The sequence below is a fragment of the Chitinophagaceae bacterium C216 genome, from assembly GCA_028485475.2.
Taxonomy (GTDB): domain Bacteria; phylum Bacteroidota; class Bacteroidia; order Chitinophagales; family Chitinophagaceae; genus Niabella; species Niabella composti.
Map to the genome: position 1 here is coordinate 139,255 of CP144143.1, position 24,881 is coordinate 164,135.

Sequence of the window (24,881 nt, forward strand, 5' to 3'; positions counted from 1 at the left end):
TTAATTAGTTCTCAAAGATGGCTTGCTACGCAAATGAAAATCTTTGGTAGAGTCATTAGTATCCTTGTAAATTATTCTCGCCCCGTTTTTAATTGACGCTTCGGCATCGATGCCGCTAGAATCAGTACTACCACGAGGGCCAAGAATATCATTTGTACCCAAAGAGTAATTGTATACCAATTTACCAGCATTTTCTGCAATCGCTTCCGTAGCTTCCTTATCCACATTGCGGTAAATAGAATAACCCTGCCTGTTGACATGATATACATAGCCGGCATCAATATTGGGCGTAAAACGTTTTACATTGTTTTCGTTATTTAATAGATATACTTCAACGCCGTCCAGCACCCAATCAAAAGGTACTTTTTTACCATTATAAGCAGAAAGCCATGCATTATAATTATGAGCAGCATCGGCTCCGAAAGCAGTAGGTGTTGTACCTTTGGTGGTAAAAAGAAATACACCCGGACTTGTTACGCTTATAGACCAAGCATTCCCTGTTCCGTATTTCACGGCCTTCAAATAATGATTGGTGGGAATAGAGGCCGCAGGGGCTACATAATAATTGGCATTATTATACTGTAAGATATCATAAGTACAATAATATTCTGGATTATCAAAGTTGATGGATTTTGAATAAGTAATGGTATTATTCACCGCATTGTTCAATGCAATTACTATTTGTTTGCCCGGCTGTATGGTTACACTCTGCTGAAAATACCAGTAGCCTTGGGGTGCGGGTATCCATCCTTCTGACTCGTACGACAATTTCCCTGATTCATCGTAAAAACCGTTAGAAGCCTGACTATTGTAAGGAGCAATCATACCCAGGCATACATTCTCCAAAGTAGCTGGAGTAGTGGAATTATTATACAAAACGATATACTTATCAAACTCAAACGTTCCCGACCCGTCGTCCTTCAGCGTTCCTCCCACAAAAATCTCTTTTATTATTACCTGAGATAGTTGTGCCTCTATCAATGTAATTTTTGTGATATTATTTTTATCCCAATCTGAAGAAACGGTAATGTTAGCATCAGCATTACCGTTAAATATAGTTCTCTGTACACCGTCTGCTTGGGTATAAGAAGCAGAGGCCTGGTATACACCTGCCGGTACTACAAACTTAGCCAAACCACTTGCATCGGTAAGTGATTCAAATACGTTTGAAGAACCGGTTGCAGTTAACTTTACATTGACTCCGGCAACCGTAAAATTGTTCCCTGATGTATCAGTAAGCTGTACGGCAACTTCAAAAGTAGGATAGGTGATACTATCTTTTTTTCTACACGCTGCAAATACTAAAACGAACAAGCACGTCAGATAGATTACATTTTTCATGTTATATTGAATTTAGCTTTTTACTAATTAAACTTTAATCGCAAAGAAATACCGTAATAAAACCTGGGTATATAACTGCTTTCGAATAAACTAAGCTTAGTATCGGACCAGGTAGAACGTACCCGGCTCATATTGTTTAAAAAATTGATGGCATTAAATGATATAGATGCCAGTTCTCCTATTTCTTTAGTGATGCTAATATTGGCATTGTAATAGAACGACGTTCTATTAGGATTGAAATAGTAATTGGTGTTAGTCTTAATTACCATTTTTGCCAGTTCATTATATAATGTCGGATCGTTATCCTTCGCCCACAAAAACTTTTCGGCAAAAGGAATAGGTGTATTCATGTCATCCAGACTGATATAATACAGTGGATACACTCCAACAAAACGATCTCTTCCGTAGATATCAGTAAGCGTTTGTGAAGGCATATAAGCATCTCTACTATCCAATACAAACCCGCGACCTATATTTCCATATTCGCTCAGGTTTTGCGAGTAATTGTGCAAAGAACCTTCCAATCTTGCTGTAAGCACCATGCGTATGGATGGAATATGTGTTATGGTAGTTACATTAAGGTCTGCCTGTCTTTTTTTCTCTCCATTGGCTGATGATGCCCCTCCCACGAAAATGCCAATGTATTTGTACGGATTACCATCGGCCATATTTTGGGTAGTATTGGGCATATACATGCGCAATGTTTCATCGATATGCTTATAAGTGTAATAAGCTCCGTCTAATCTTAACGAAGTACGCAAGGATTTTATTTGCTTGAAATCGGCAATAAAGCTGATACTTTTCCTATCTACCGGATATCGGTTATTAAAAGGCATTGGATTGCTGTAGAACCGAGTAAACTCTCTATACGTCAGTGTTTCCGAAGGTAATGTACCGGTTCTATCTTTCACTGTTACAATACCGGTATACTTATCCACCGCATAAATCCTGTTGGCAATAGGAATGCTAGAATTTTCCAAATCGGACTGGTCTGTAAACTTATAGGTAAATGGTGTATAAATACCCACACTTTCGAATGTGTTTTTGGTTCTTCCTTGAGATGCCACAATAGTCAATGCCACACCTGCAATTTTCATCTCCACAGCAAGCTCACTTTGTACTGTGTACTGCCATTTTAAATCAGGATTAAATAACCTTGTATATGGCACGGTATAATAAGCGTAAAAGGTCTCCCCTTCCGAAGTGGTACCTGGAGCAAAAGTCAGTATATCTCTATATCCTGGCACCTTATATAAAACATTGAACGAAGGCAGTTTTACCGATCTTCCCCATCCTGCACGAATACTCAAGTCGCTCACGGTTTTAGGCTGACGCTCCCAAAAAGTATAACGTAGGTTGGTGCGTGGCGACAAACTGCTCACAGTACCATACTCGGATCCTTTTACACTGGTAAAATCGGAACGCATACCTACTACCCATTGAAGATAAGCATGAGTGCCTGTTTTTATTTTTACTCTGTCTTCCGCATAAAAAGCATAGTTATTAATAGCCGGCTCTTCATCATATCGATACTCTCTCCAGGTAGGAGCATAACGCATGTCGGCATAGTAATTACCTTTACCAAAATTTTTACTGCCCCGGTATTCACCACCAATCATCAGATTATTGGTAATGTTTTTAACGCGCTTTGCCCAATTAGCTTTAAGCACGGCGGAATAGTTCAGTGCCTTATTATCATCATAACTTATTTCATACCAATATCCCGGTGGAATCAGCAATATGTCTGCATTCGGGTTTTGGTCATAAGTCTGCCCTACGTGGTATCCTTCTTCCTTTGTTCGGATAGACACTTGTGATGAGGAAGCAGATTTATTCTGACTGGTTTCGGATAATTTGTTATTATAGTTCACTCCTACTGTTGCCTCCAGATTGGTGATCCATTTTTTATTCAATAACCATTTTCCCGAAATGTGGGTACGTAGCACATTATCCTTCGATTTAGAATAGGTATTTACAAATTTATCCGGATCGGCTTCGGTACTCATGCCCCCAAAACCTCCCGAGAATCCTACATTCAGCAATAAAGGTTTTCGGGCTTTATTAAAAGTGTTGGAATAATTAAGCGTCAAACTGTTCCTGTCGTAGGAGGTATATGGAGAAGCAATATTGGAAACCGATTTGGTATATTCCCAACTGGCATTTAACACGCCTCCTTTTTTACCAATGCTAAAACCTCTGCTAAGACCGATCTGCTTAGTATTGGGTTTGGAAGACATATCCAGTGTAAGCGGTGTAACACCTTTACGGGTATGGATTCTTACCATACCATTAGCCACGTCGCCATACTCTACGGAGGGCACGCCTGTAATTACCTCAATACTCTCAATATTGGTAGTACTAATATTACGTACATCTACGGCAGTAATACCCGGTAGCGCATTGGGTGATAAACGAACGCCATCTACCTCCACCCCGACACCAAAAGCCGGATTACCACTCTCGCGAAAACGACCATTCACATAAAGATTCTGAGGTCCTGAAGTAAGCGTAAGATCCCGGTTGGTTTTTCCTCCGGGTAGTAAGCTCATAGCATCTTGCACGCTCAACATTTGCAGTTGATCCAGTGCTTTACGGTCGATGGAATAGGTGGTTCCGTTTGCCTCATCACTTTGGATAGTAGCCGTAACCACTACATTCTCCAATGCCAGATCATCTTTGATCATGAAGAAAACCGTATCTACCGCTTCCCTCATGATGATTTCAGAGGAGAGTTTGACGTAATTGAGGCTGGTAACTTGAACCACTATCTTACCTATGGGAACATTCTCGATGCGAAAGCGTCCCTCCTTATCGGCAATTGCCCACAAATCTGTTTCTGCTATCGTTATCGTGGCTCCGGGAATAGGATGCTGCTTCTGTTTATCCAGCACATATCCAGATAAAACATTTTGCCCTGATACTGCATCACTCCACAAAAAGCATATAGCCAATAACAGAATGGTATGAAAACGAGTTGTAATATTTTCGAGCACTATTTAATTTTTCAACGCGCAAAGTTACCCCGCCACGGTGAGCCGGTATTTACGAAATACGGAAAAATTTCCTCCAAAATATGTAACCCATATCAAAATCAATACATTATAAAAGTTACCTTCCACCATTCACTTCATTAAATCCTTCGTAAATTTGTGCTTTTATCAACGCATAGAGTAATAGAGTAAAAACATTGAAGTGTATGGCAGAAGCCGAAAAATCGGAAAAACTTCGTTTAGATAAATATTTATGGTCCATTCGCCTGTTCAAAACCCGGCGACTGGCCACTGATGCGTGCAATGCTAACAAAGTGAAATATGAGGGAGAACCAGCTAAACCTGGTAAAAACGTACACCTTGGTGATATTTATGAAGTACGTACCGAAGGTCGTAAATGGGTAATTAAGGTTACCGGCCTATTGCACAATCGGTTAAAATATTCCGAAGCCATTAAATATTATGCCGACCTCACGCCTCCCGAAGAAATTGAAAAAGCCAAAGTACAGGCGGCTGCCTTTTTCAGTGGCAAACGCCTAAGCAAAATAGGGCGCCCCACAAAAAAAGACCGCCGAGATTTGGACAATTTTATGGGATGGGAATAGCAAAATTCCTGATGACAGCCCGTTTCCGTTTATCTTCGCAAACGTGACCAACAGGACTTTTGAAGAAGAGTATTGCAAATTTGATATTCCATGCACATCGATATCATTACCGTACAACCTGATTTACTGGCCAGCCCGTTTTCGCACAGCATCATGAAACGTGCGCAGGACAAAGGCCTACTAACGGTTCAGGTACATCACTTACGTAAATGGGCTATTAACGAATATGGGCAAGTAGACGACTATCAGTATGGTGGTGGTGCCGGCATGGTAATGATGTGTGAGCCGCTGGCCAATGCCATTGAAGAACTTTCCACAGAGAGGAAGTTCGATGAAATCATCTACCTCACCCCTGATGGGAAAACATTGAATCAGAAAACCGCCAACATGCTTTCCCTGAAGCAAAACCTATTACTTATTTGTGGCCATTACAAAGGCATTGACGAACGTATTCGGGAAAAATATGTGACGCTGGAAATATCCATCGGAGATTATGTATTGAGTGGTGGAGAACTGGCTGCAGCCGTACTGGTGGATGCCATAGGCAGATTAATACCTGGTGTACTGGGCGATGAAACTTCGGCCCTTACCGATTCTTTTCAGGATAACTTATTAGCCCCTCCTGTATACACCCGTCCAGTAGAATGGAATGGTATGAAAGTGCCTGATGTACTCATGAGTGGTGATCATAAGAAAATCGAAGATTGGCGTTACGAGCAGGCGCTTCAACGTACTAAAGAAAGAAGACCGGATCTTCTAAGAGACCATTAAAAAAGCCACGGACAGACGATGCTCGCACCGATATCCGTGGCTGATACTTTTTTAAATACGGCCTATGATAATTTTCCAACCATCTTGGCAGGATCCACCCATTTATCAAATTCTTCAGCAGTAAGATATCCTAGTTTCACGGCCATCTCCTTAAGGGTAGTTCCTTCTTTATGTGCTTTCTGCGCAATCTCTGCAGCTTTATAGTAACCGATCTTAGTGTTTAAAGCAGTTACGAGCATCAGTGAATTATCCAGATGTTTTTTGATATTGGCTTCGATAGGAGCAATACCTACTGCACATTTATCGTTGAAGGACACGCATCCTTCACCTATCAACTTAGCGCTGTGTAAAAAGTTGTAAATCATCATCGGCTTGAACACATTTAGCTCAAAATGACCGGTGGCACCACCTACATTTATAGCTACATCATTACCCAACACCTGTGCCGCAATCATTGTTAACGCCTCACATTGAGTGGGATTCACTTTCCCCGGCATAATAGAAGAGCCGGGTTCATTGTCGGGAATAAAGATTTCCCCAATACCACTGCGCGGACCACTAGCCAGCATACGAATGTCGTTAGCAATCTTCATTAGGCTTACTGCAACGGTTTTTAGCGCGCCATGTGCTTCTACTATAGCATCGTGAGCAGCCAGAGCTTCAAATTTATTCTCGGCAGTTTTAAACGGCAGTTTGGTAAGTTTAGCAATTTCCGCAGCCACATTTTCAGCATATCCTTCGGGAGTATTGATACCTGTACCAACGGCAGTACCACCCAGCGCCAGCTCACTCAGGTGAGGCAATGTATTTTTAATAGCCTTTAGGCCGTGATCCAGTTGCGATACATAGCCACTCAACTCCTGACCCAGGGTTAAAGGGGTAGCATCCATGAAATGCGTACGACCAATTTTCACCACCTTCATGTACTGCTTACTTTTTTTCTTTAGTGTATTACGCAGTTTCTCAATACCCGGAATGGTCACTTCCACCAGGATTTTATAAGCCGCAATGTGCATGGCCGTAGGAAAAGTATCATTACTGCTTTGACTTTTATTTACATCATCGTTAGGATGCAGTACTTTTTCTTTATCGGTAAGTTTACCACCGTTGAGTACATGCGCACGATTGGCAATCACCTCGTTTACATTCATATTGGACTGGGTACCACTACCGGTTTGCCATACTACCAGCGGGAACTCATTATCCAGCTTACCCTCCAGAATTTCATCACACACCTTGCTGATTAAAAGGTATTTATTCCGGGGAAGGACTTTGGCTTTATAGTTAGTAATAGCAGCTGCTTTCTTTAGATAAGCAAAGGCCCGGATAATTTCTTTAGGCATCAAATTGATGTCTCGAGCTATTTTAAAATTTTCAATTGAACGTTGAGTTTGCGCACCGTAATAGGCGTTGACAGGTACTTTCACCTCGCCCATCGTATCTTTTTCTATTCTGAAATCCATATTTTAAAAATTTATTTAAGATGATAACAAAGGTATTGCTTAAGATAATTCATAGTAAATAATTTTATTTATTACCTCCAAAATCATACTGCTCCCTCACTTCATTTTTGCAATATCATTGCAATAATTCCTCCTGAATCTGCAACAATGTTTAAATAATACTGCGCTCCACGTTTGCTACCCGCCTAAACCTTGCGGTAACTTTGCATGTTATAAAAGTAACAGGTTCTAATTATGGAAGACAATAATAAAATACAATGGAAAGTTGAGGGAATGGATTGTGCTACTTGCGCACTGACCATTAATAAATATCTTGATAAAGAAGGTGCCAAAGAAATAAAAGTCAATTTCGCCACAGGAGACGTGAGCTTCTCAATCAACCCTACTCAATCTGTCGAGCACATTTCCAAAGGGCTGGAAGATCTGGGATACAAGGTTGTGAATGAAGCCGCTCACTCTCACGCCCATGGCCATACAGAAAGCAAAACAGGTTTTCTTAAAAACAATGCTCAGCGTTTTTGGTTCTGTCTACCATTCACATTGGTACTCATGCTGCACATGATCCCAGCAATGCATCATAGCTGGATTATGCAGCCGCATATTCAGTTAATATTGGTATTACCGGTGTACATTGTAGGAATGTCGTTCTTTGGCGTAAGCGCATGGAAGGGTATTAGAAACGGCATGCCTAATATGAATGTGCTTATCGCATTGGGTGCTACCGCTGCATTCGTGTACAGCCTGTACGGACTAATCACAGGACAACACGAATACATATTCTTCGAAACCACCGCTACCGTCATCACATTAGTTTTTCTCGGAAACTATATCGAAGATAAAACAGTGGAAAATACACAGTCGCAGTTAAAGAAGCTGGCCGAAACACAAGTGGTAATGGCCAATATGATTGCATACGACAACGAACATAACGAGCATATATTCCCTGTCGAGAGTAATACCCTGCGCACGGGAGATTTAATCCTCATTAAATCCGGCGAGCAGGTACCTGCAGATTGTAAAATATTGTGGGGCGAAGCTTATGTAAACGAATCTATCATTACCGGAGAAAGTACTCCGGTAAAAAGAGGTTATAAAGAAAAGCTGATTGGAGGTAGTGTTCTTACTGATGGTACCGTAAAAGCCCAGGTTACAGCAGTGGGGGACGCTACAGTACTGTCAGGCATTATTCATATGGTGAAAGAAGCTCAGGGCGAAAAACCTCCGGTACAGCAAATGGCAGATAAGATCAGTGCCGTTTTTATTCCCATTGTTTTGGGCATCGCCGCACTCACATTAATCATCAACTGGATGGTATTAAAAGACTTCACCCCATCACTGATGCGAGCCATTGCCGTGCTGGTGATTGCATGCCCCTGTGCCATGGGATTAGCCACACCGGCTGCTATTGCAGTAGGATTGGGACGTGGTGCACGTAATGGTATCCTATTCAGAAATGCTACCAGCCTCGAAAACTTTAAAAATATTACACAAGTAGTTTTCGATAAGACCGGCACATTAACTACCGGAAATTTTACCATTACCGGTTATCAGGCTATACAAGAGCACATCAGTGAGGATGATTTCAAACGCTTGGTATATTCACTGGAAAAGTATTCTAATCATCCCATTGCCAAAGCTATCGTACAAGCCTGGAAAACGAACAATGAAATACGTTGGCAAAAAGTAGAAGAAATAAAGGGCGAAGGTATGCGCGCTACAGATAAGGAAGGCAATGAATATCAAGCTGGCTCTTATAAAATTGCTGCACATTTCACAAACGATGATGCACATAACATTTATGTATTGAAGAATGGTACTCTCATCGGATATATCGATGTTGCTGATGAGTTACGCCCTGAAGCTAAAGATGTAATCAACTATTTCAAAAGTAAAAACATCAAAACTATTTTATTGAGTGGCGACAAGCAATCCAAAGCAGTACAGATTGGCGCCATATTGGGTATCGATGAAGTGATTGCTGAAAAAACACCGGAGGAAAAACTGCAAATTATAGCCGCCAAGAATGCCGAAACTCCTACTGCTATGGTTGGTGACGGCATCAATGATGCTCCAGCATTGGCTAAAGCTACTATCGGTATTAGCATGAGCGATGCCACACAAATTGCCATGCAAACCGCACAAGTAGTACTGATGAACCATGGTCTGAAAAACCTCCCTATGGCTCTGGGTCTGGGTAAGCACACTTACAAAACTATTGTGGGCAACCTGTTCTGGGCGTTTTCCTATAATATCATTGCAATTCCCATAGCTGCATTCGGATTACTGACGCCTCAAATCGGTGCGCTGGTAATGGCCTTTAGCGATGTGGTATTAGGCATCAACAGCAGTCGCCTATTAGTGAAGAAGGTGGTATAAATACAAGCTATTCTAAGATGCATGTGCTGGTTGCTTCCTTATAATAGCCTGTATCAATAGTACAGAAACAATCAGCAAAACCACAGGAACAATCAGAAAATAAAATGCATTGACACCTCCGATCGATTTAAAAAGCGTGCCGACAATGCGAGAGCCCAAAGTACCACCCAAAGCGGAAAAAATAATGATAAGCCCCGACATAGGTGCATGCAGGCTTTTGGGTAAATGGCTCAACACTGCTGAATTCAGCAATGGGTAGATAGGTGCAATAAACACTCCAATTAAAGGCAACATAAAGCCCGACAAAGGAACCTCTGTAAAGCTACTCAGTACTACCCCCGCCTCATCGCCTCCCTGCAATCGGGGCAGTATGAGAAGCAACAGTGCTATAGCGCATATTGAGCAGGTAATAACAATGATTACCCAGGAAATATGTTTACTCAGCCATCCGGCCAAAAATCTTCCTAGAGCCAATGATAGCGCCAGCAAAGAGGCCATCTGTACACTTAGTTTATCAGAAAACGAAAAAATCTTCTCATTAAAACGCGGCAACCAGGTCATAATCCCCTGCTCAATCATCACAAAGAAAAAAGCAGAAAACAAGAACACCAACACTAGCGTATTCCATATAAGCTTAAGGGAGTTTTTAATATCATCCCTCCAGTTTGCCCCGGCCGTAGGAGCCTCGATTCGAATATTGGACATACTAAGAAACAACAGCGATATCAAAACAAGTGCACTCAATACCAAATACACTTTTAACCAATTGTGTGGCTGGGTTTCGGAATAAAAAATCGGGAAGAGGAAATAGGCAGAAGCTATGCCTACCATAAAAAACCCTTCAATTGAACTTAACAAAGATGAATGCTCTTTGGGATTATCTGATACAATTCCAACAAGGCTGTATACAGAGAGCTTAATCAAAGCAAAACTAACTCCTACTGACATGAACATCATTTTGGCAGCCAGAAAACTATTACCAAAATACATGCCCATACATCCTACCAATACAATCATCAATGCAATCTGCATTGCTCTTTTATAACCCAACCTGGGTAAAAAAGAGGCTACAAAAAATGATACGATAGCGATGGGAAGATCTTTGAAAGCTTCCAGTATGGATGCCTGTTTCTCATCCACACCATACAGTTTAATAGCACGAGCAATTACAATACCCACGCTATTAAGTAAAACAGCAAATACGAAATAGTTTAAATATAGCGATAGCTTTATTTTCCAACGAGACTGCATGATGATTTATTTTATGATGAAAGTTTTTTTATCCAGACCGATGCCTCTCAACTCTAATTTTTTCCAGTGCGACGGTAGCACAGACGGTACCTGACGGATACCGCTTGCAGTAATATCCAATCCTCCGAACCCCATGAGCACTGCCTGCAATACACCTCCTGCTCCGGTAGCGAAATAAGGATTGGCTCCTCCCTTGGTTTCTGCAATTACCCTAAACGGAGGCAATAGATTAGGCAAATACGCATCCTGAAACCAATGAAACGCTTTTTCTCTATTACCAAGCCTTGCATAAAGCAAGGAAAAGATTGCCTGTGTCATGGCCGGTGTTCCTTCATCGGGCACACGGGTTTCATAATATTCCAGATCGCGCTGAATGTCCTCAGCATGTGTAATCATTTTCAAGGGATATGCAAGCAAATTCACATCAGCCTGTTTGATGCCTTCACCTTTATAAGTGGCGTGCTCTTTCGTAACGCCATTTTCAAACCTCAATATAGGAATATTCTCCGCCACATGCAACCAATCTGGGTTAGGAGTAAGTCCTAAGACTTTTGCCGCTTCTGTTGCATATTTCAAATTACAAATGGCTGCAGCATTGGTAAAAGCGTTGTTATCTACATTTTCGGCCCACTCATCCGCAGCTACTACATTTTTGATATCATATTGGCCGGGTCCATTACGTTCTACCCTACTAGACCAGAAATCGGCTGTTGCTGACAAAATGGGCCATCCTTTTTCACGTAACCATTCTTTATCTTGTGTTACACAATAATAGTTCCAAGCGGCAATTCCCACACAAGCCGTGATATGATGTTCAAACGGCCCGCTGAGTGCCCATACAGGAGTTTCCTCTACACCAGTTTCTGCACTTTCCCAAGGATACATGGCCCCTTTGTAACCTTTGCTAAATGCATTGCGCTTGGCGGCTTCCAAACGTTGGAAACGATATTCAATCAGGCTTTTTGCAATTTCGGGATGTAAGACCAAAATTGCCGGATACATCCATAATTCGGTATCCCAAAATACATGGCCGTTATAACCCAGTCCGCTCAATCCCATGGGGGATGGAGAAAACGCACTTCCTTCTCTACAAAAAGAATATAAATGATACATCATGCTATGTACATCCTGCTGACTCTGCGGGTCGCCTTCTATCACAATATCACTTTCCCATAATTTTTCCCAAGCCTTCGTATGAAATTGCACGAGCCTATCTCTACCTTCCAATTTTGCAAAGATGGTAGCGCGTTCAGCTTCATTCAAAGGATCTTCATGATGAGCAGAAGTGATGGAAGAACCGGCAATTGAAAAACTATACGTAGTACCGGCATTTATCATTTTCGAAAACTTCATCAAATGCATATTGTTATCCCACATTTCATGAATGATACGCGGTTCTTGCCCGTGAGGTTCACTAAACAAAAAGGTGTTGCTCGCACACATCAGCAATTTACCTGTGGGGCTGCTTGCAGAAGAAGTTAGCAAACTGATGGTTACATGAGGTCTATCGATTTCATTATAGTAATTCTGCACATCGCGTAATGCATCAGGAGCTTCCATTACACTTGCAGCAGTAATATTGATATTAGTCTTAGCCGCAACTTGTACATCCATCAAAACGGTATAAGGCAAGTGACGCAATGCATAATAAGTGTAAGTAACCGTAGCCTTATTGGCATAAGTAAAAGAAGTTGTAAATGCGGCCCTCTTCATATCCAGCGTTTGTGTAAAGCCTGATATATCCTTTGCTTCGATGCGTTTGCCATCAATTTCTAAATAACTATTCAAAAGGTTAAAACTTCTCAGAAAATTACTTACCCTACCTCTTCCGTATCGATCGTAGGCTCCTGCCAGTACCACCTCTTTTACTTTAAAGGGCACTGCTGATGATACAATACCGATCATACCATTAGCCACCGTCACACCATAGTAGGAAGCAGGATTGATTTGCGTGGCGGTAATCTTCAACGGGTCTTGAGCCTGCAGGGCAGTTAAGCCAATACATGCACAACAGATTAAAACAAATCGTTTCATACTACACGGGTTTGTCAGAGTAAAAAAAGCCACTCTTGCAAGTGGCTTTTTTATACGAAAAGTATTGCCTATTGCTCGTTGTATCCGGGGTTTTGTGTTAAGTTAGGATTCACAGCTATTTGCTGGCTAGGAATCGGATATACCAATGTTTTAGGATCCGGATCGGCTGGTTTTTCTTGCCATGCCTGAAGGAATTTTCCAAAGCGAATCAGATCCTGTCTCCTCCATCCTTCCCAATAAAGCTCTCTAGCTCTTTCATCCAGAAGTTCATCCAAAGTCAGGGAAGATAATGCAGGAACGCCACGATTCACTCTAATAGAGTTAACCAAAGCCAGCGGTGTTGTGGAAGCACCGGTACCACCTCTTAAAATTGCTTCAGCATACATCAACAATACATCCGAATAGCGAAATACAACCCAGTCGTTATTTCTTTGACCTGTGACACTATAATCAAAAGTATACTTTATTGGACGAATTCCGGCTGTTTCAATTGTAGCACCGGATGTACGAATGGTTACTTCTCTGGTAAATACCAATGGAGTATTGGCTGGATTACGCGCCATCAAAGGCTGATTGGTAACATAGCTGTATTGCTGCCCCACCAGAAATCCTACATTCTGACGATGATATCCCTTAGTTCTGTTAGATGTAGTATCGGCGGGATAATCATAGTAGATGCCCCGTCTTTCGTCGGATGCAGAGAACTTATCGTAGTAATCTGATAAAGTACACCAACCGTTCCATCCTCCTGGCAGCATATTGTAGTGCGCAATTGTATTCCAAGTTCTGTCGATATTTCCCCCTCTTTCGCCGTTTTTATTCAGCAGTGTATAAATGTTTTCGGTGGATTTCACATCATTATCCGGAGCGAAGTTGTCAAAATATTTACCAGGAGCCGATACCGAGTATAAACCAGACCCCATAATCTCTTCCGCCAAAGAGATGACCTTATTCATATCAGCCGCATCAAAAGTAGGTGACTGACGATTGAGGAATGTGCCCTTATTCAGGTAAATCTTCATCAGCAGTGTTCTTGCTGCATTTTTATTAGCAACATAAGCTCCGGTAGGGCCGTTATTAGGCAAATCGCCCATGATACCATTCAGCTCATTAATCAGGTAGTCTATTGCCTCTTGAGGCTGAAGAACAGAGGGAGGAGTTCTGAAGTCTTCCAATGCATCGCCTTCGCGCAATACTGCCACGCCAAATAAATCCAGCATATCAAACATAGCAATAGCCCTGATGAATCTGGCCTCTGCAGCTTGCTGCGCGCTAGGATTATAACGTAGTACGTTTGTAGCGTTATAAATAGCACTACCCAAATTCACAAAAGTGTTATTCATGTATCCATTATCGGGATTCCAAGTGTGCAGGTGAATAGAACGGTGCATACCATTATCGTCCCAGTCACCGCCGCGTGTGGGCGCCATCGCTGCATCGGTAGAAATTTCCTGTAACACCCAGCGTTGATCATGTTGATATGGAGTATTGAGCGAAGTATAAGCGGTTACTAACAAGCCTGCAGGATCCACATTGTTAGAAGTACCTTCCTGCAACTCACTTCTAAACTCCTCTTCCAGCTTAGTACAGGCAGTAAAACCTGCTGACAGAGCGCCTATTGCAAATATGTATGTTAAGATTCTTGATTTCATGTCGTTAAAATTTATAAAGAGAAATTAATACCTAATAATATAGTTCTTGCAGGTGGATAAGGCAGGTATTCGATACCCAGAGAAGGAATACCGTTGCTAGAACCATCGGTATTAACCTCTGGATCAAATCCTGTATATTTTGTAAGAATGAAAAGGTTCTGACCTGTAAGAGATATATTGAGGTTTTTAATGGTTTTTCCGATATCACCTACTTTATAGCTCAAAGTAGCATTCGCCATTTTCATGTAGTTACCTTTTTCAAGATAACGTGTAGAAGGCGATGCTGAGTTAGAGGTAGATTCTTTAACCGATTTATCAAAGAATTTAGAACCGATATTTCTTAAAGAAAGGTTACTTAATCCCAGTGTAGTAGCTGCAGTGTTGTTAAACAAGTAATGTCCCATAGCGCCGTTCATGTTGGCACTGAGTGTAAACTTCTTGTAAGAAACATTGGTAGAAATACCCAATAGTGTTTTGGGGTTAGGACTGTTTACATAGAATTTATTAATAGCCGGGTCGTTCTCTGTACTGATACTTCCATCCAAACCACGATACATACTCATGCCGGTGGTAGGATCGATACCTTCATAGATGGCCAGATACCATACATTCAGGGGCTGTCCGTTCACCATTCTCTGTCCCAGTACACCTGAGAAGCCCTGACCTCTTAAAGCACCAGTTTCATAATATCCCAACAAGCCGCTTACACTATTTTTCAGGAAAGTAACATTTCCGGTAACATCCCAGGTCCAGTTGCTGTTTCTGATTACAGTTCCGGTTAATGCTATTTCAACACCTTTGTTCACTACTTCTCCATCTAGGTTCACCCAAATACGTCCTGCAGGTGCAGGCTGTGCAAGGGTTTGCTCAAACAGTGCATCTGTAGTTTTCTTATTAAAAAAGTCAATAGAACCATACAAACGATTATTGAAAAAGGCAAAGTCTAGACCGGCGTTCAGTGTAATAGAAGTTTCCCATTTCAGGTCAGGATTACCATAGTTGGCTTGGCTGATACTTTGTGTTCCAAACACGAATCTATCCAGCGATGCACCGGAAGGAAACTCTTGGTTACCGGTTTTACCCCAGCCTAATCTTAGTTTCAGCTGATTTACACCTCTGCTCTCTTGCAAGAAAGATTCTTCATGAATATTCCATGCTAGAGCTAACGAAGGGAAGATGGCATACTTATTATTAGCACCAAACTTAGTAGAACCATCCCTTCTTACAGTTGCAGTAAGCAAGTAACGATTTAGGTAGTTAAATCCGCCACGAATAAATAGCGACTGCAACTGATTGGTAGGGCTTCTATAAGATGTAACCTCTCTGGTGTTGATGGCAGAATAGTTCATGTAATCATAGTAGTCTAACCCCAGATATCTGAATCCACCACCAAACATGAGATTGTTATTATAATTGTAATCCAGATATTCATAACCCGCAACAGCATTGATATGCCAATCGGGAGAAACCTGCTTGTTGTAAGATAAGGTATGTGTTACCTGCTGGTTGGTTTCGGCACTATTGGAGATAAATGCCTGCTCATTGTTATCTGCACTCGGGTCGATGATACCGGCTCTATACATACCTTCACGAGAACCGCTTTGTCTCATTACACTATAAATAAAACGATATTCCAGATCATCGGTGATTTTATAATAAGGCGACAGATTAATCACTGCGGTATTCGTTACAGAGCGGTCTTTATAAGCTTCAATACTTGCTAGCGGGTTACGTGTATTGGTATTAATGTATGTAAGATTACCGGCAGCATCTCTGAGAGGACGTGTAGGATTCCATTGCAGCGCCTGTGAAATAACATTTCCCTCTGCTCCTACGCCCACGTCTATAGGAGCGTACTTGTTATTGATTTGTGTATAGAATAAAGAAAAGTCAAGTCCCAGTCTTCTATTCTCCAGGAAACGGAAGTTTCCAGTAAAGTTGGTAGTATACTTTTTAAGTTCTGAACCAATAACAATACCTTTTTGGTCCATAAAACCTCCTGATACTCGATATTTCCCGTGTTTAGTACCACCTGATACATCGGCATAATAGTTTTGTGTACCAGCTGTGCGGGTAATAGCATCAAATGCATCAACATCACTTCCAAAATCCGCATCTGCAGCTTCGCTTGGTGTGTAATATTGTAAGGCTTCTCTGAATTGTGCTGCACTTAATACTTTTGGTTTTTCTCTAAGATTGGATAAACCTACAGAAGCCCCTACCGAGATTACAGGTTCCCCGGCTTTTCCTTTTTTAGTTGTGATCAGCACTACGCCATTGGCACCACGCGAACCATAGATCGCAGTTGCAGAGGCATCTTTCAAAATATCCATACTGGCAATATCGCCGGGATTAAGGTACGTAAGCGGATTACCTCTGTCGGAAGTAAAACCACCGCGTCCTGCCGGAACCGGTGAGTTTCCTGACATAGGTACACCATCCAGCACAAACAGAGGATTGTTACTTGCTCTAATAGAAGAGTTACCACGAATACGAACCGTTACGGAACCACCCGGCTGTCCGGTATTATTAATAATCATCACACCGGGCGTTTTACCCTGAATCAGCTGATCGGGGTTGGTAATAACACCTTTGTTAAAATCTTTTTCGCCGATGGTAACCATCGAACCAGTAAGGTCTCTTTTTCTGGCAGTACCATACCCGATTACCACAACCTCATCAATGGTACGTGCCGTTGTCAATAATACGAAGTCAGCGGTCTGTGTTTCATTTTCACCTACGGTTACAGTACGTTCTGCCGAGTCATAACCTACAAATGAAACTGACAATTTATAAGTACCAGGGGCTAATCCTGTAATAGTATATTTTCCGTCAGCGTCTACCATCACATTTGTGCCTTTCTCCTCCACTGAAACAGTAGCACCAGGCAGATTTTCTCCTTTGTCGTTCATCACTGTTCCAGTAATGGAGCCATTCTGCGCATAGGCATGACTGAATGAAAAAATGACAAGCAACAGCAAAAGCATTTTCAGCTTCGCGGCCTGCTTTGTTAGAAAAGCAGTTTTTTCCATAATCGTTGATTTTTAGGTTAAAAAAATTGTTTTTTTATCTCGTGCTCAGTTATGTGTAATTACAGTGTTTTCCATATCGGCAACGGCCATACCTAAATACACGCCATTGGTCCATCCAAAACCATCCTGATTCAGATATTCACCTCCGGCATCTAACACTACCGGAAGTCCGCTGACGGGATATTTTTCCATAAGTTTTCCTGTACGCTCATACCCTGCCTCCAGGGTATCCATCCAACTTTTTTTAATAGCATAGGCAAGCTTTTTATCATCATAGTTTAAAGCACTTTTATAACCGATCCATTGCAAAGGAGCCCAACCGTTAGAAGCATCCCACTGCTGATCGCTATTCACCATCGTAGTTTGCAGACCGCCGGTGTTTAACATTTTTTCACTTACAAAACTTAATACTCTCTTTGCACGATCTGGCTTACTTATTCTTACAAAGAGTGGAAATAACATCGCAAGTGTGAAAGCATTAGTATTTTTTTTCTTCTTAAAGTTGAAATCTCGATACACACCTAGCTCATCATCCCACATAAACTTATTGATGGCTTCGATGCGCATGGTGACGACATTTTGCAATCGATCTGCTTTTTCAGTATCGGCTATATACTCATAGGCTTCTAAAAGTGTCTTTTCAAGCAGTAATACCATACAGTTCAGATCCACAGGAATAATATCGGTTGTGCAAATCGTTCGAACATCCTTTTCATCTTCAAACCAACGGCTCGAAAAATCCCAACCCGATTCGCAGGCTGCTCTGATATGACGATAGAATCCTTCTTTATGAGTATCGAGCTTGACATCAAAAGCATAGCCTTCAGGACGTGGCGCATCTTCATCATCCCAGTAACGATTTAAAATCGTGCCATCTTCCATACGCACCACACGCTTGTAATGATAATCTTTCGGATTTAAATGTTCCGCACCATGCATCCAGAAAGCATACTCCTTTTCCAAAGCAGGCAGATACTTACCCAAAACTTCCTCACCTTTTAATCCTTGCAGCAGTTTTATCATTGCTGCATAAAAAGGAATCTGGGAACGGGTTAAATAATAATTCCTTGTAGCGTTGGGAATAAACCCTACCGTATTAATCAAATAGGTGAAGTTTTCGACCATGTACTCTACAAGGTCTATACGATTACTCACGGCAAGACCCAACATCGTAAAATAACTGTCCCAGTAATACATTTCATCAAAACGGCCACCCGGTGCCACATAAGGATATGGCAATCCCAACAGCGATCCTCTGGGAACAGTATTAACGCGGGTCAGCACATCCCATAAACCGATAATATGCTCACGGATAGATTTCTTTATCTGTACTTCTATGGTACGAGGTTGATATCGGGGAATTTCAAAGTGCTCGTAAATAAAAGCCTTAAGATCAAAACCCGGCTTCTGCACCTCTTCGCGATACCGGGCCTCGATGATTTTGGTATCCATCAATGGCAGAGCATCGGCAAAAGTTTTCTGATCTTCAAAAAGGTGCTCTAACTGTACGCGCTTAAACAGATCCCTTTTATAAAATCCAATATCGGTAGTGTTAATAATCATAGAGCAAGCCGATTAAGAATATGGTAAGCAACATCCAACTCTCCCCGCAAATTTCATGATCACTAGGGTTACTAAATAGAACTCTATTCATAATTACTTATACTTTATTAATCACTTTTTTTAATATTTTTAACATAATTATGAAAATTGAGTACGAAATAGTTCGGGCTGACCCTGGCAGCTCTTTTCGCATTATCCATCATAAGAGAGTTCGGAAAACGGATTTTATCTGGCAATACCATTATCATCCGGAGTACGAAATTGTATATGTGCCATATGGAAACGGGACACGTCATGTAGGAAATCACTTAAGCAATTATCTCAACGGAGATCTCGTACTCATTGGAAGCAATTTGCCCCATTCGGGATTCGGTATTAACAGTAGCGGCTTTCACGAGGAAATTGTAGTGCAGGTACATAAAGAAGTGCTCCCCCTACATCTTACCGAATCGGGACCATTGGAACAGCTCCTGACCAAATCCCAATACGGGCTTTCCTTTTACGGCAATACCAAACAACAGGCAGGAGAAAAACTGATGGCCATTGTTGACCAACCGCCGTTCCAGCGCTATCTTACTATGCTGGAAGTATTTCATATTTTATCCACCTCCGATGAATATCATATTTTAAACACATCGATTGTATCCCCCACTCTTTTGACCAAACATAAAAGTCGACTGCAAAAAGTATTCACCTATGTAGAACAGCATTATCATAATGAAATCGATATTAAAACGGTGGCTGCATTGGTGGGATTATCAGTGCCATCGTTTTGTAATTTCTTCAAAAAAGCAACCAACATTACTTTTTCCGAATTTGTGAATCAGTACCGCATTCAAAGAGCCTGTATACTATTGCATCAGGATAAAAGCATTGCAGAGGTGTGCTTTGAATGCGGCTTCAATCATGTCACTTATTTCAATAAGTTGTTTAAGAAAATCATGAATCTAACCCCATCGGAGTTTAAAAAGAATATGGAACCCGTAACCTGATGGGATCTATATAATTACTATATAAAAATTTAACCTGTAGGTTGATTGAAAAATACTATTTTAGAAGCGGCGTTAAAGCCATTTATGAGCATACAAGCACTGGAAACCTTAAAAGAATATTTTGGCTTCAGCAGTTTCAGGCCTATGCAGCAGGAAGTTGTTGAAGCTGCATTGGCAGGCCATGATGTGCTAGCGCTTATGCCCACCGGTGGCGGAAAGTCCATCTGTTATCAGGTTCCCGCTCTCTGCAAAGACGGGCTGTGTCTAGTTATCTCCCCACTCATTGCTTTAATGAACGACCAGATACAGCATCTGCGAAAAAAAAGTATTACTGCATTTGCCATACACTCGGGCATGCGGCGCAAGGATATCATCCAAGTTTTAGAAACAGCAGCACGCAGCAATTGTAAATTCCTATATGTATCGCCCGAACGCCTAGAAACAGTATTATTCAAGGAATATCTCCCAGCGCTGCATGTAAACTTTATTGCTGTGGATGAAGCGCATTGTATCTCACAATGGGGCTACGATTTTAGACCTCCCTACCTACGCATCGCTCAACTGCGAGAAGAACTACCCGATGTACCGGTTATTGCACTTACAGCATCTGCCACACCATTGGTGCAGCAAGATATTTGTGAAAAACTTTCTTTAGGTTCAGATAACCGATTTAAAATTTTCCAGCAATCATTTGAGAGGCCGAACCTCTCCTATAGTGTTTTCAAGATCGAATCAAAAATAAATAAGATTGTATCGATACTGAACCGCGTACAAGGTGCAGCCATCATTTATTGCAAGAGCCGTAAACGCACCAAAGAAATTGCCGAATTACTGCAGGCACAAGGGTTTGCTGCTGATTTCTATCATGCCGGGCTGAGTACTGAGGAAAGAAACACAAAACAACAACAGTGGATTGAGAACAAAATCCGCATCATAGTTTGTACCAATGCATTTGGTATGGGTATTGATAAACCCGATGTACGGGTTGTTATTCATGCCGATGTACCGGACTGCTTAGAAAACTATTATCAAGAAGCCGGACGTGCGGGACGTGACGGGCAACGTGCTTATGCAGTATTACTCTATAACGATAATGAACTGGAAGATCTGAAACAACTTCCCGAAATTAGATATCCTTCTCCGGAAACTATCCGAACCGTATATAGTAGTGTCGTTAATTATCTTCAGTTACCTGAGGGAGAAGCCCCGGGTGAAAGCTATGATTTCATCTTAAAAGATTTTGTAAAAAAATTCGGACTCGACGTGCAAACCACTATTTACGGATTAAAAGCCTTGGAGCAGGATGGATGGCTGAGTTTTAATGAACAGGTATTTAGTGCTGCTACAGTGTGCTTCAGTAGTTACAAAGATGATTTGTACCATTATGAAAACAACCATCCTGAGTTCGAACCACTTATTAAAACATTATTACGCACCTATGAAGGTATCTACGATTATCCTGTGCCTATATCCGAAAATTATCTGGCCTATTTGTTACGTTGCGATACAACCACAGTAAAGGAGCAACTGCTACGGCTCCACCGCGACAGAATTATTGTGTACGAACCTCAAAAGGAAGACCCTCAGGTGACGCTAACACGTACACGCATTAAAACTTCTCTACTGGAGATTAATCTGGAAAAACATAAAGAAAGAAAAACTCTCTTTACAGAGAGAATTCATAAAATTCTCGAATACATCCACGAAACGGTCAATTGCCGTAGTAAAATTATCGGCAATTACTTTGGTGATCACAAAATCAGCGAATGCGGTATATGTGACAACTGTCTTAGAAAGAGAAAAACTTTAGTTTCACAGGATCTATTTGAAAAGATTACTGTCTTACTGAGCACATATACCCGGCCCGTAATAGTTGACGAACTATTTGAAACCCTTCGGGATTATAACAAAGAACACATTTGGACCGTCATTGATTTTCTGGTGGATGAAGGCAAAATTCATTTAACGAGCGACGGGAGTATTTCTTTGGTGAAATAGATTTTTTTGTAAAAAACATTCGGGTTTATTACAAAAAATCACTCCTTTTCATTACATTTAGCGCAATCGCGAACAAACGGCTATTTCCATGCTATACAGTATTCTGACCGGATTTATTACATCTATACTATTAGTTCCTTTAGGTAGATTACTGAAAGGAAGATGGAGTATTTTACTACCATTTATTCCCCTTGCACTATTTATATATTATCTACAATTTCTGCCCGGCATATCAGGAGGTAATACATTGTACCAATCCGTAAGCTGGGTACCTTCTCTCGGGGTTGATTTGGATTTCAGACTGGATGGGCTTTCCTATTTATTTGCACTTTTAGTCACGGGCATTGGTACGGGTATTTTTTTCTACGCTAGAACCTATCTTAAAGGGCATGTCTACTTTGATCGGTTCTTTGGCTACTTGTTCCTGTTCATGTCAGCCATGTTGGGATTGGTACTTGCAGACAATGCGCTGTTACTGTTCATATTCTGGGAGCTCACCAGCATTAGTTCGTTTTTTCTGATTGGATTTAACAACGATCAGGTTTCTTCCCGCAAAAGCGCCCTCACCGCATTAAGTATTACCGGGCTAGGAGGTTTCTTTCTATTGGCAGGGTTATTACTGTTAGGCAATATCGCAGGCACTTATTCTATTTCTGAACTGGTGCAATCGCGCGATATCATTGTTCACCATTCGTCCTATCCCCTTGCATTAGGACTCATCCTGATGGGCGCCTTTACTAAGTCGGCACAATTCCCCTTTCATTTTTGGCTCCCGGATGCCATGAAAGCACCTACACCTGTTTCAGCATATCTACACTCAGCCACTATGGTGAAGGCAGGTATTTATCTGCTAGCCCGATTCAATCCTATACTGGGCAATACGGATTTGTGGAGCAATACATTAATGATTGTAGGGGGTATCACCATGCTGTACGCAGCGTTTCATTCATTATTACGTACCGACCTAAAAAGTATTCTTGCATATTCTACTATTTCGGCTTTAGGTATACTCACCTTCCTGATAGGAAACGGCACCCAGCAGGCCATCATTGCAGCCAGTGTGTTCATTTTGGTACACGCTTTATATAAAGCAACGCTATTTTTAGTAACCGGCATTATCGATCATGAAACCCATACACGCGATATTAGCCAGTTATCAGGATTGCGCAAAGTGTTATTGCCCGTAGCTATTGCAGGCATACTGGCAGCATGTTCCAGTGCCGGTATTCCGCTTACAATTGGCTTTATAGGGAAAGATCTTATTTACGAAGCCACCTTGCACTCAGGCCCAGGTGTAGCAATCATCACAACTGTACTAGCTGTAGCCACAAATATATGTCTGGTAGCGGCGGGGTTCATGGCTGGTATCAAACCATTTGCAGGATACCTACCCAATCAATTTGAAAAAATACATCTTCCTCCTATATCAATGTGGATAGCTCCGCTGATACTGGGCGTTCTTAGTGTGATCTTGGGTATTATTCCGGGGACAGCCGGTCATCTTTTTTCAGCACAGGCTGCTAACGCCATTGCCGGGGTGAGTGTTTCCACACATTTAAAAATATGGCACGGCTTTAATCTTATATTAGCGCTTAGTGCGGTCACGATCGTGCTGGGTACACTTGTCTATCTTATTAATAAACCCGGTGGTGGTACATCTTTCATCAACAAATTTAAACCTCTGAGTCCGGCATCGCTGATGGATAGATGTGTGGGAGCATTGTTCCGCTTTTCAGAATGGTATACTACAAAATTTCATAATGGGTATCTGCGCTCTTACCATATTAGGATCATTCTTTTTGCAGAAGCCTTGTTAGCTTATAAACTATGGCTGAGCGGACCGGTTGAAATCGACTTCTACTCCCTCACCATGCTTACCATTTATGAAGTAGTCATTATTGGTATTTTGATTGGTGCATTAGCGATGATGCTTGTTACACGCTCCCGACTAACGGCGGTAGTATGCATGAGTGTTATTGGATATTGTATCTGTTTGATGTTTGTGTTTTATAGTGCTCCAGACCTAGCCATGACACAGTTCACCATCGACACACTCACTACGGTACTGTTTGTATTGGTGCTGTATAAGCTGCCCCCGTTTCTCAATCTGGGCACCAAGAAAGAGCGTTATCGCGATATGGCTATCGCTCTGGGATTTGGACTTATTCTCTGTCTCATTGCTCTTCAGGCGCATCACGAGCCTATTGTTACTGCTATCAGTGATTTTTATGGTACCAATGCCTATACTGCAGGTAAAGGTAAAAACGTAGTAAACGTAATTCTGGTAGACTTCAGAGGTATTGATACCCTTTTTGAAACAGTAGTTTTGAGTATTGCGGCAATTGGAGTATATAATCTCTTAAGATTAAGATTAAAACCATCGGAAAAAGAATAAGTATGAGAAGTAACATATTACTTACAGCAACGCGTTATCTGTTGCCTATCTTATTGTTGTTCTCTGTTTTCTTACTTCTACGTGGACATTATTATCCCGGAGGAGGATTCGTGGGAGGACTGGTAGCTTCCATCGCCTTCGTGCTGCATAGTTTTGCTAATGGCACCGATGCTACCATGAAACTGCTGGGAAGAAAACCTTTATCGCTGCTTCCCATAGGATTGGGCATTTCTGGCGCCAGTGTAATTCTTCCCATGTTGTTTGGGCTTCCACCAATGACAGGTATGTGGTTAGATGGGAAATATCCCATTGTGGGCTCATTGGGAACTGCACTATTTTTCGACTTAGGGGTGTATCTGGTTGTAATCGGTGTGGTACTCACCATATTATTCACCATTTCCTTAACCGACGATTAATT

15 protein-coding genes are annotated in these 24,881 nt (G+C 41.5%); 7 read left to right on the forward strand and 8 right to left on the reverse strand.

Features of this window, described 5'->3' with window-relative positions; all coding sequences use genetic code 11:
- Together PIECOFPK_RS00570 and PIECOFPK_RS00575 are read right to left on the reverse strand one after the other, a co-directional pair.
- The gene (locus tag PIECOFPK_RS00570; protein WP_409966261.1) at positions 1-1,341 is read right to left on the reverse strand and encodes a DUF4876 domain-containing protein; all 1,341 of its coding nucleotides are present in this window, start codon (positions 1,339-1,341) and stop codon (positions 1-3) included.
- 23 nt (positions 1,342-1,364) lie between these two features.
- Positions 1,365-4,334, reverse strand: coding sequence for a TonB-dependent receptor (locus PIECOFPK_RS00575; protein WP_409966262.1), 2,970 nt, complete (start codon positions 4,332-4,334; stop codon positions 1,365-1,367).
- A 203-nt stretch (positions 4,335-4,537) separates the two neighbouring features.
- Here PIECOFPK_RS00575 and PIECOFPK_RS00580 point away from each other — a divergent pair, with 203 nt between their 5' ends.
- Both PIECOFPK_RS00580 and trmD read left to right on the forward strand, forming a co-directional pair.
- A complete protein-coding gene (locus tag PIECOFPK_RS00580) occupies positions 4,538-4,936 on the forward strand; it encodes an RNA-binding S4 domain-containing protein (RefSeq protein WP_330975013.1) in 399 nt (132 codons plus the stop codon).
- Positions 4,937-5,026: 90 nt separating this feature from the next.
- Positions 5,027-5,707, forward strand: a complete 681-nt coding sequence (gene trmD / locus PIECOFPK_RS00585; RefSeq protein WP_330975014.1) for a tRNA (guanosine(37)-N1)-methyltransferase TrmD — start codon at positions 5,027-5,029, stop codon at positions 5,705-5,707.
- 62 nt (positions 5,708-5,769) lie between these two features.
- Here trmD and fumC read toward each other — a convergent pair whose 3' ends face one another.
- The gene (gene fumC, locus PIECOFPK_RS00590) at positions 5,770-7,170 is read right to left on the reverse strand and encodes a class II fumarate hydratase (RefSeq protein ID WP_330975015.1); all 1,401 of its coding nucleotides are present in this window, start codon (positions 7,168-7,170) and stop codon (positions 5,770-5,772) included.
- Positions 7,171-7,404: 234 nt separating this feature from the next.
- On the opposite strand from fumC, the gene PIECOFPK_RS00595 reads away from it, so the two are divergent.
- The gene (locus PIECOFPK_RS00595; protein WP_409966263.1) at positions 7,405-9,546 is read left to right on the forward strand and encodes a heavy metal translocating P-type ATPase; all 2,142 of its coding nucleotides are present in this window, start codon (positions 7,405-7,407) and stop codon (positions 9,544-9,546) included.
- 12 nt (positions 9,547-9,558) lie between these two features.
- On the opposite strand, the gene PIECOFPK_RS00600 is transcribed toward PIECOFPK_RS00595, so the two are convergent.
- The 5 genes from PIECOFPK_RS00600 to PIECOFPK_RS00620 form a co-directional block, all read right to left on the reverse strand.
- Positions 9,559-10,797, reverse strand: coding sequence for an MFS transporter (locus PIECOFPK_RS00600; RefSeq protein WP_409966264.1), 1,239 nt, complete (start codon positions 10,795-10,797; stop codon positions 9,559-9,561).
- A 6-nt stretch (positions 10,798-10,803) separates the two neighbouring features.
- The gene (locus PIECOFPK_RS00605; RefSeq protein WP_409966265.1) at positions 10,804-12,831 is read right to left on the reverse strand and encodes a glycoside hydrolase family 65 protein; all 2,028 of its coding nucleotides are present in this window, start codon (positions 12,829-12,831) and stop codon (positions 10,804-10,806) included.
- A 68-nt stretch (positions 12,832-12,899) separates the two neighbouring features.
- Positions 12,900-14,483 (reverse strand): RagB/SusD family nutrient uptake outer membrane protein, encoded by a 1,584-nt coding sequence (locus tag PIECOFPK_RS00610; RefSeq protein ID WP_409966266.1) that lies wholly within the window; start codon positions 14,481-14,483, stop codon positions 12,900-12,902.
- An 11-nt stretch (positions 14,484-14,494) separates the two neighbouring features.
- Positions 14,495-17,515, reverse strand: coding sequence for a SusC/RagA family TonB-linked outer membrane protein (locus tag PIECOFPK_RS00615; protein WP_409966267.1), 3,021 nt, complete (start codon positions 17,513-17,515; stop codon positions 14,495-14,497).
- 45 nt (positions 17,516-17,560) lie between these two features.
- Positions 17,561-19,078 carry a trehalase family glycosidase gene (locus PIECOFPK_RS00620; RefSeq protein WP_330975021.1) on the reverse strand — a complete coding sequence of 506 codons (1,518 nt, stop codon included), beginning with the start codon at positions 19,076-19,078 and terminating at the stop codon, positions 17,561-17,563.
- A 140-nt stretch (positions 19,079-19,218) separates the two neighbouring features.
- On the opposite strand from PIECOFPK_RS00620, the gene PIECOFPK_RS00625 reads away from it, so the two are divergent.
- The 4 genes from PIECOFPK_RS00625 (at position 19,219) to PIECOFPK_RS00640 (ending at position 24,879) form a co-directional block, all read left to right on the forward strand.
- A complete protein-coding gene (locus PIECOFPK_RS00625; protein WP_330975022.1) occupies positions 19,219-20,070 on the forward strand; it encodes an AraC family transcriptional regulator in 852 nt (283 codons plus the stop codon).
- 84 nt (positions 20,071-20,154) lie between these two features.
- Positions 20,155-22,068 carry an ATP-dependent DNA helicase RecQ gene (locus PIECOFPK_RS00630; protein ID WP_409966268.1) on the forward strand — a complete coding sequence of 638 codons (1,914 nt, stop codon included), beginning with the start codon at positions 20,155-20,157 and terminating at the stop codon, positions 22,066-22,068.
- Positions 22,069-22,156: 88 nt separating this feature from the next.
- Positions 22,157-24,463 (forward strand): putative monovalent cation/H+ antiporter subunit A, encoded by a 2,307-nt coding sequence (locus PIECOFPK_RS00635; protein ID WP_409966269.1) that lies wholly within the window; start codon positions 22,157-22,159, stop codon positions 24,461-24,463.
- Positions 24,464-24,465: 2 nt separating this feature from the next.
- A complete protein-coding gene (locus PIECOFPK_RS00640) occupies positions 24,466-24,879 on the forward strand; it encodes a Na+/H+ antiporter subunit B (protein WP_330975025.1) in 414 nt (137 codons plus the stop codon).
- Positions 24,880-24,881 lie beyond the last annotated feature (2 nt).

Bases quoted from the DNA above. Each gene is read 5' to 3' on its own strand.
- PIECOFPK_RS00570 (WP_409966261.1), bottom strand. From the start codon at position 1,341: ATGAAAAATGTAATCTATCTGACGTGCTTGTTCGTTTTAGTATTTGCA.
- PIECOFPK_RS00580 (WP_330975013.1), top strand. From the start codon at position 4,538: ATGGCAGAAGCCGAAAAATCGGAAAAACTTCGTTTAGATAAATATTTA.
- trmD (WP_330975014.1), top strand. From the start codon at position 5,027: ATGCACATCGATATCATTACCGTACAACCTGATTTACTGGCCAGCCCG.
- fumC (WP_330975015.1), bottom strand. From the start codon at position 7,170: ATGGATTTCAGAATAGAAAAAGATACGATGGGCGAGGTGAAAGTACCT.
- PIECOFPK_RS00595 (WP_409966263.1), top strand. From the start codon at position 7,405: ATGGAAGACAATAATAAAATACAATGGAAAGTTGAGGGAATGGATTGT.
- PIECOFPK_RS00600 (WP_409966264.1), bottom strand. From the start codon at position 10,797: ATGCAGTCTCGTTGGAAAATAAAGCTATCGCTATATTTAAACTATTTC.
- PIECOFPK_RS00605 (WP_409966265.1), bottom strand. From the start codon at position 12,831: ATGAAACGATTTGTTTTAATCTGTTGTGCATGTATTGGCTTAACTGCC.
- PIECOFPK_RS00610 (WP_409966266.1), bottom strand. From the start codon at position 14,483: ATGAAATCAAGAATCTTAACATACATATTTGCAATAGGCGCTCTGTCA.
- PIECOFPK_RS00615 (WP_409966267.1), bottom strand. From the start codon at position 17,515: ATGGAAAAAACTGCTTTTCTAACAAAGCAGGCCGCGAAGCTGAAAATG.
- PIECOFPK_RS00620 (WP_330975021.1), bottom strand. From the start codon at position 19,078: ATGATTATTAACACTACCGATATTGGATTTTATAAAAGGGATCTGTTT.
- PIECOFPK_RS00625 (WP_330975022.1), top strand. From the start codon at position 19,219: ATGAAAATTGAGTACGAAATAGTTCGGGCTGACCCTGGCAGCTCTTTT.
- PIECOFPK_RS00630 (WP_409966268.1), top strand. From the start codon at position 20,155: ATGAGCATACAAGCACTGGAAACCTTAAAAGAATATTTTGGCTTCAGC.
- PIECOFPK_RS00635 (WP_409966269.1), top strand. From the start codon at position 22,157: ATGCTATACAGTATTCTGACCGGATTTATTACATCTATACTATTAGTT.
- PIECOFPK_RS00640 (WP_330975025.1), top strand. From the start codon at position 24,466: ATGAGAAGTAACATATTACTTACAGCAACGCGTTATCTGTTGCCTATC.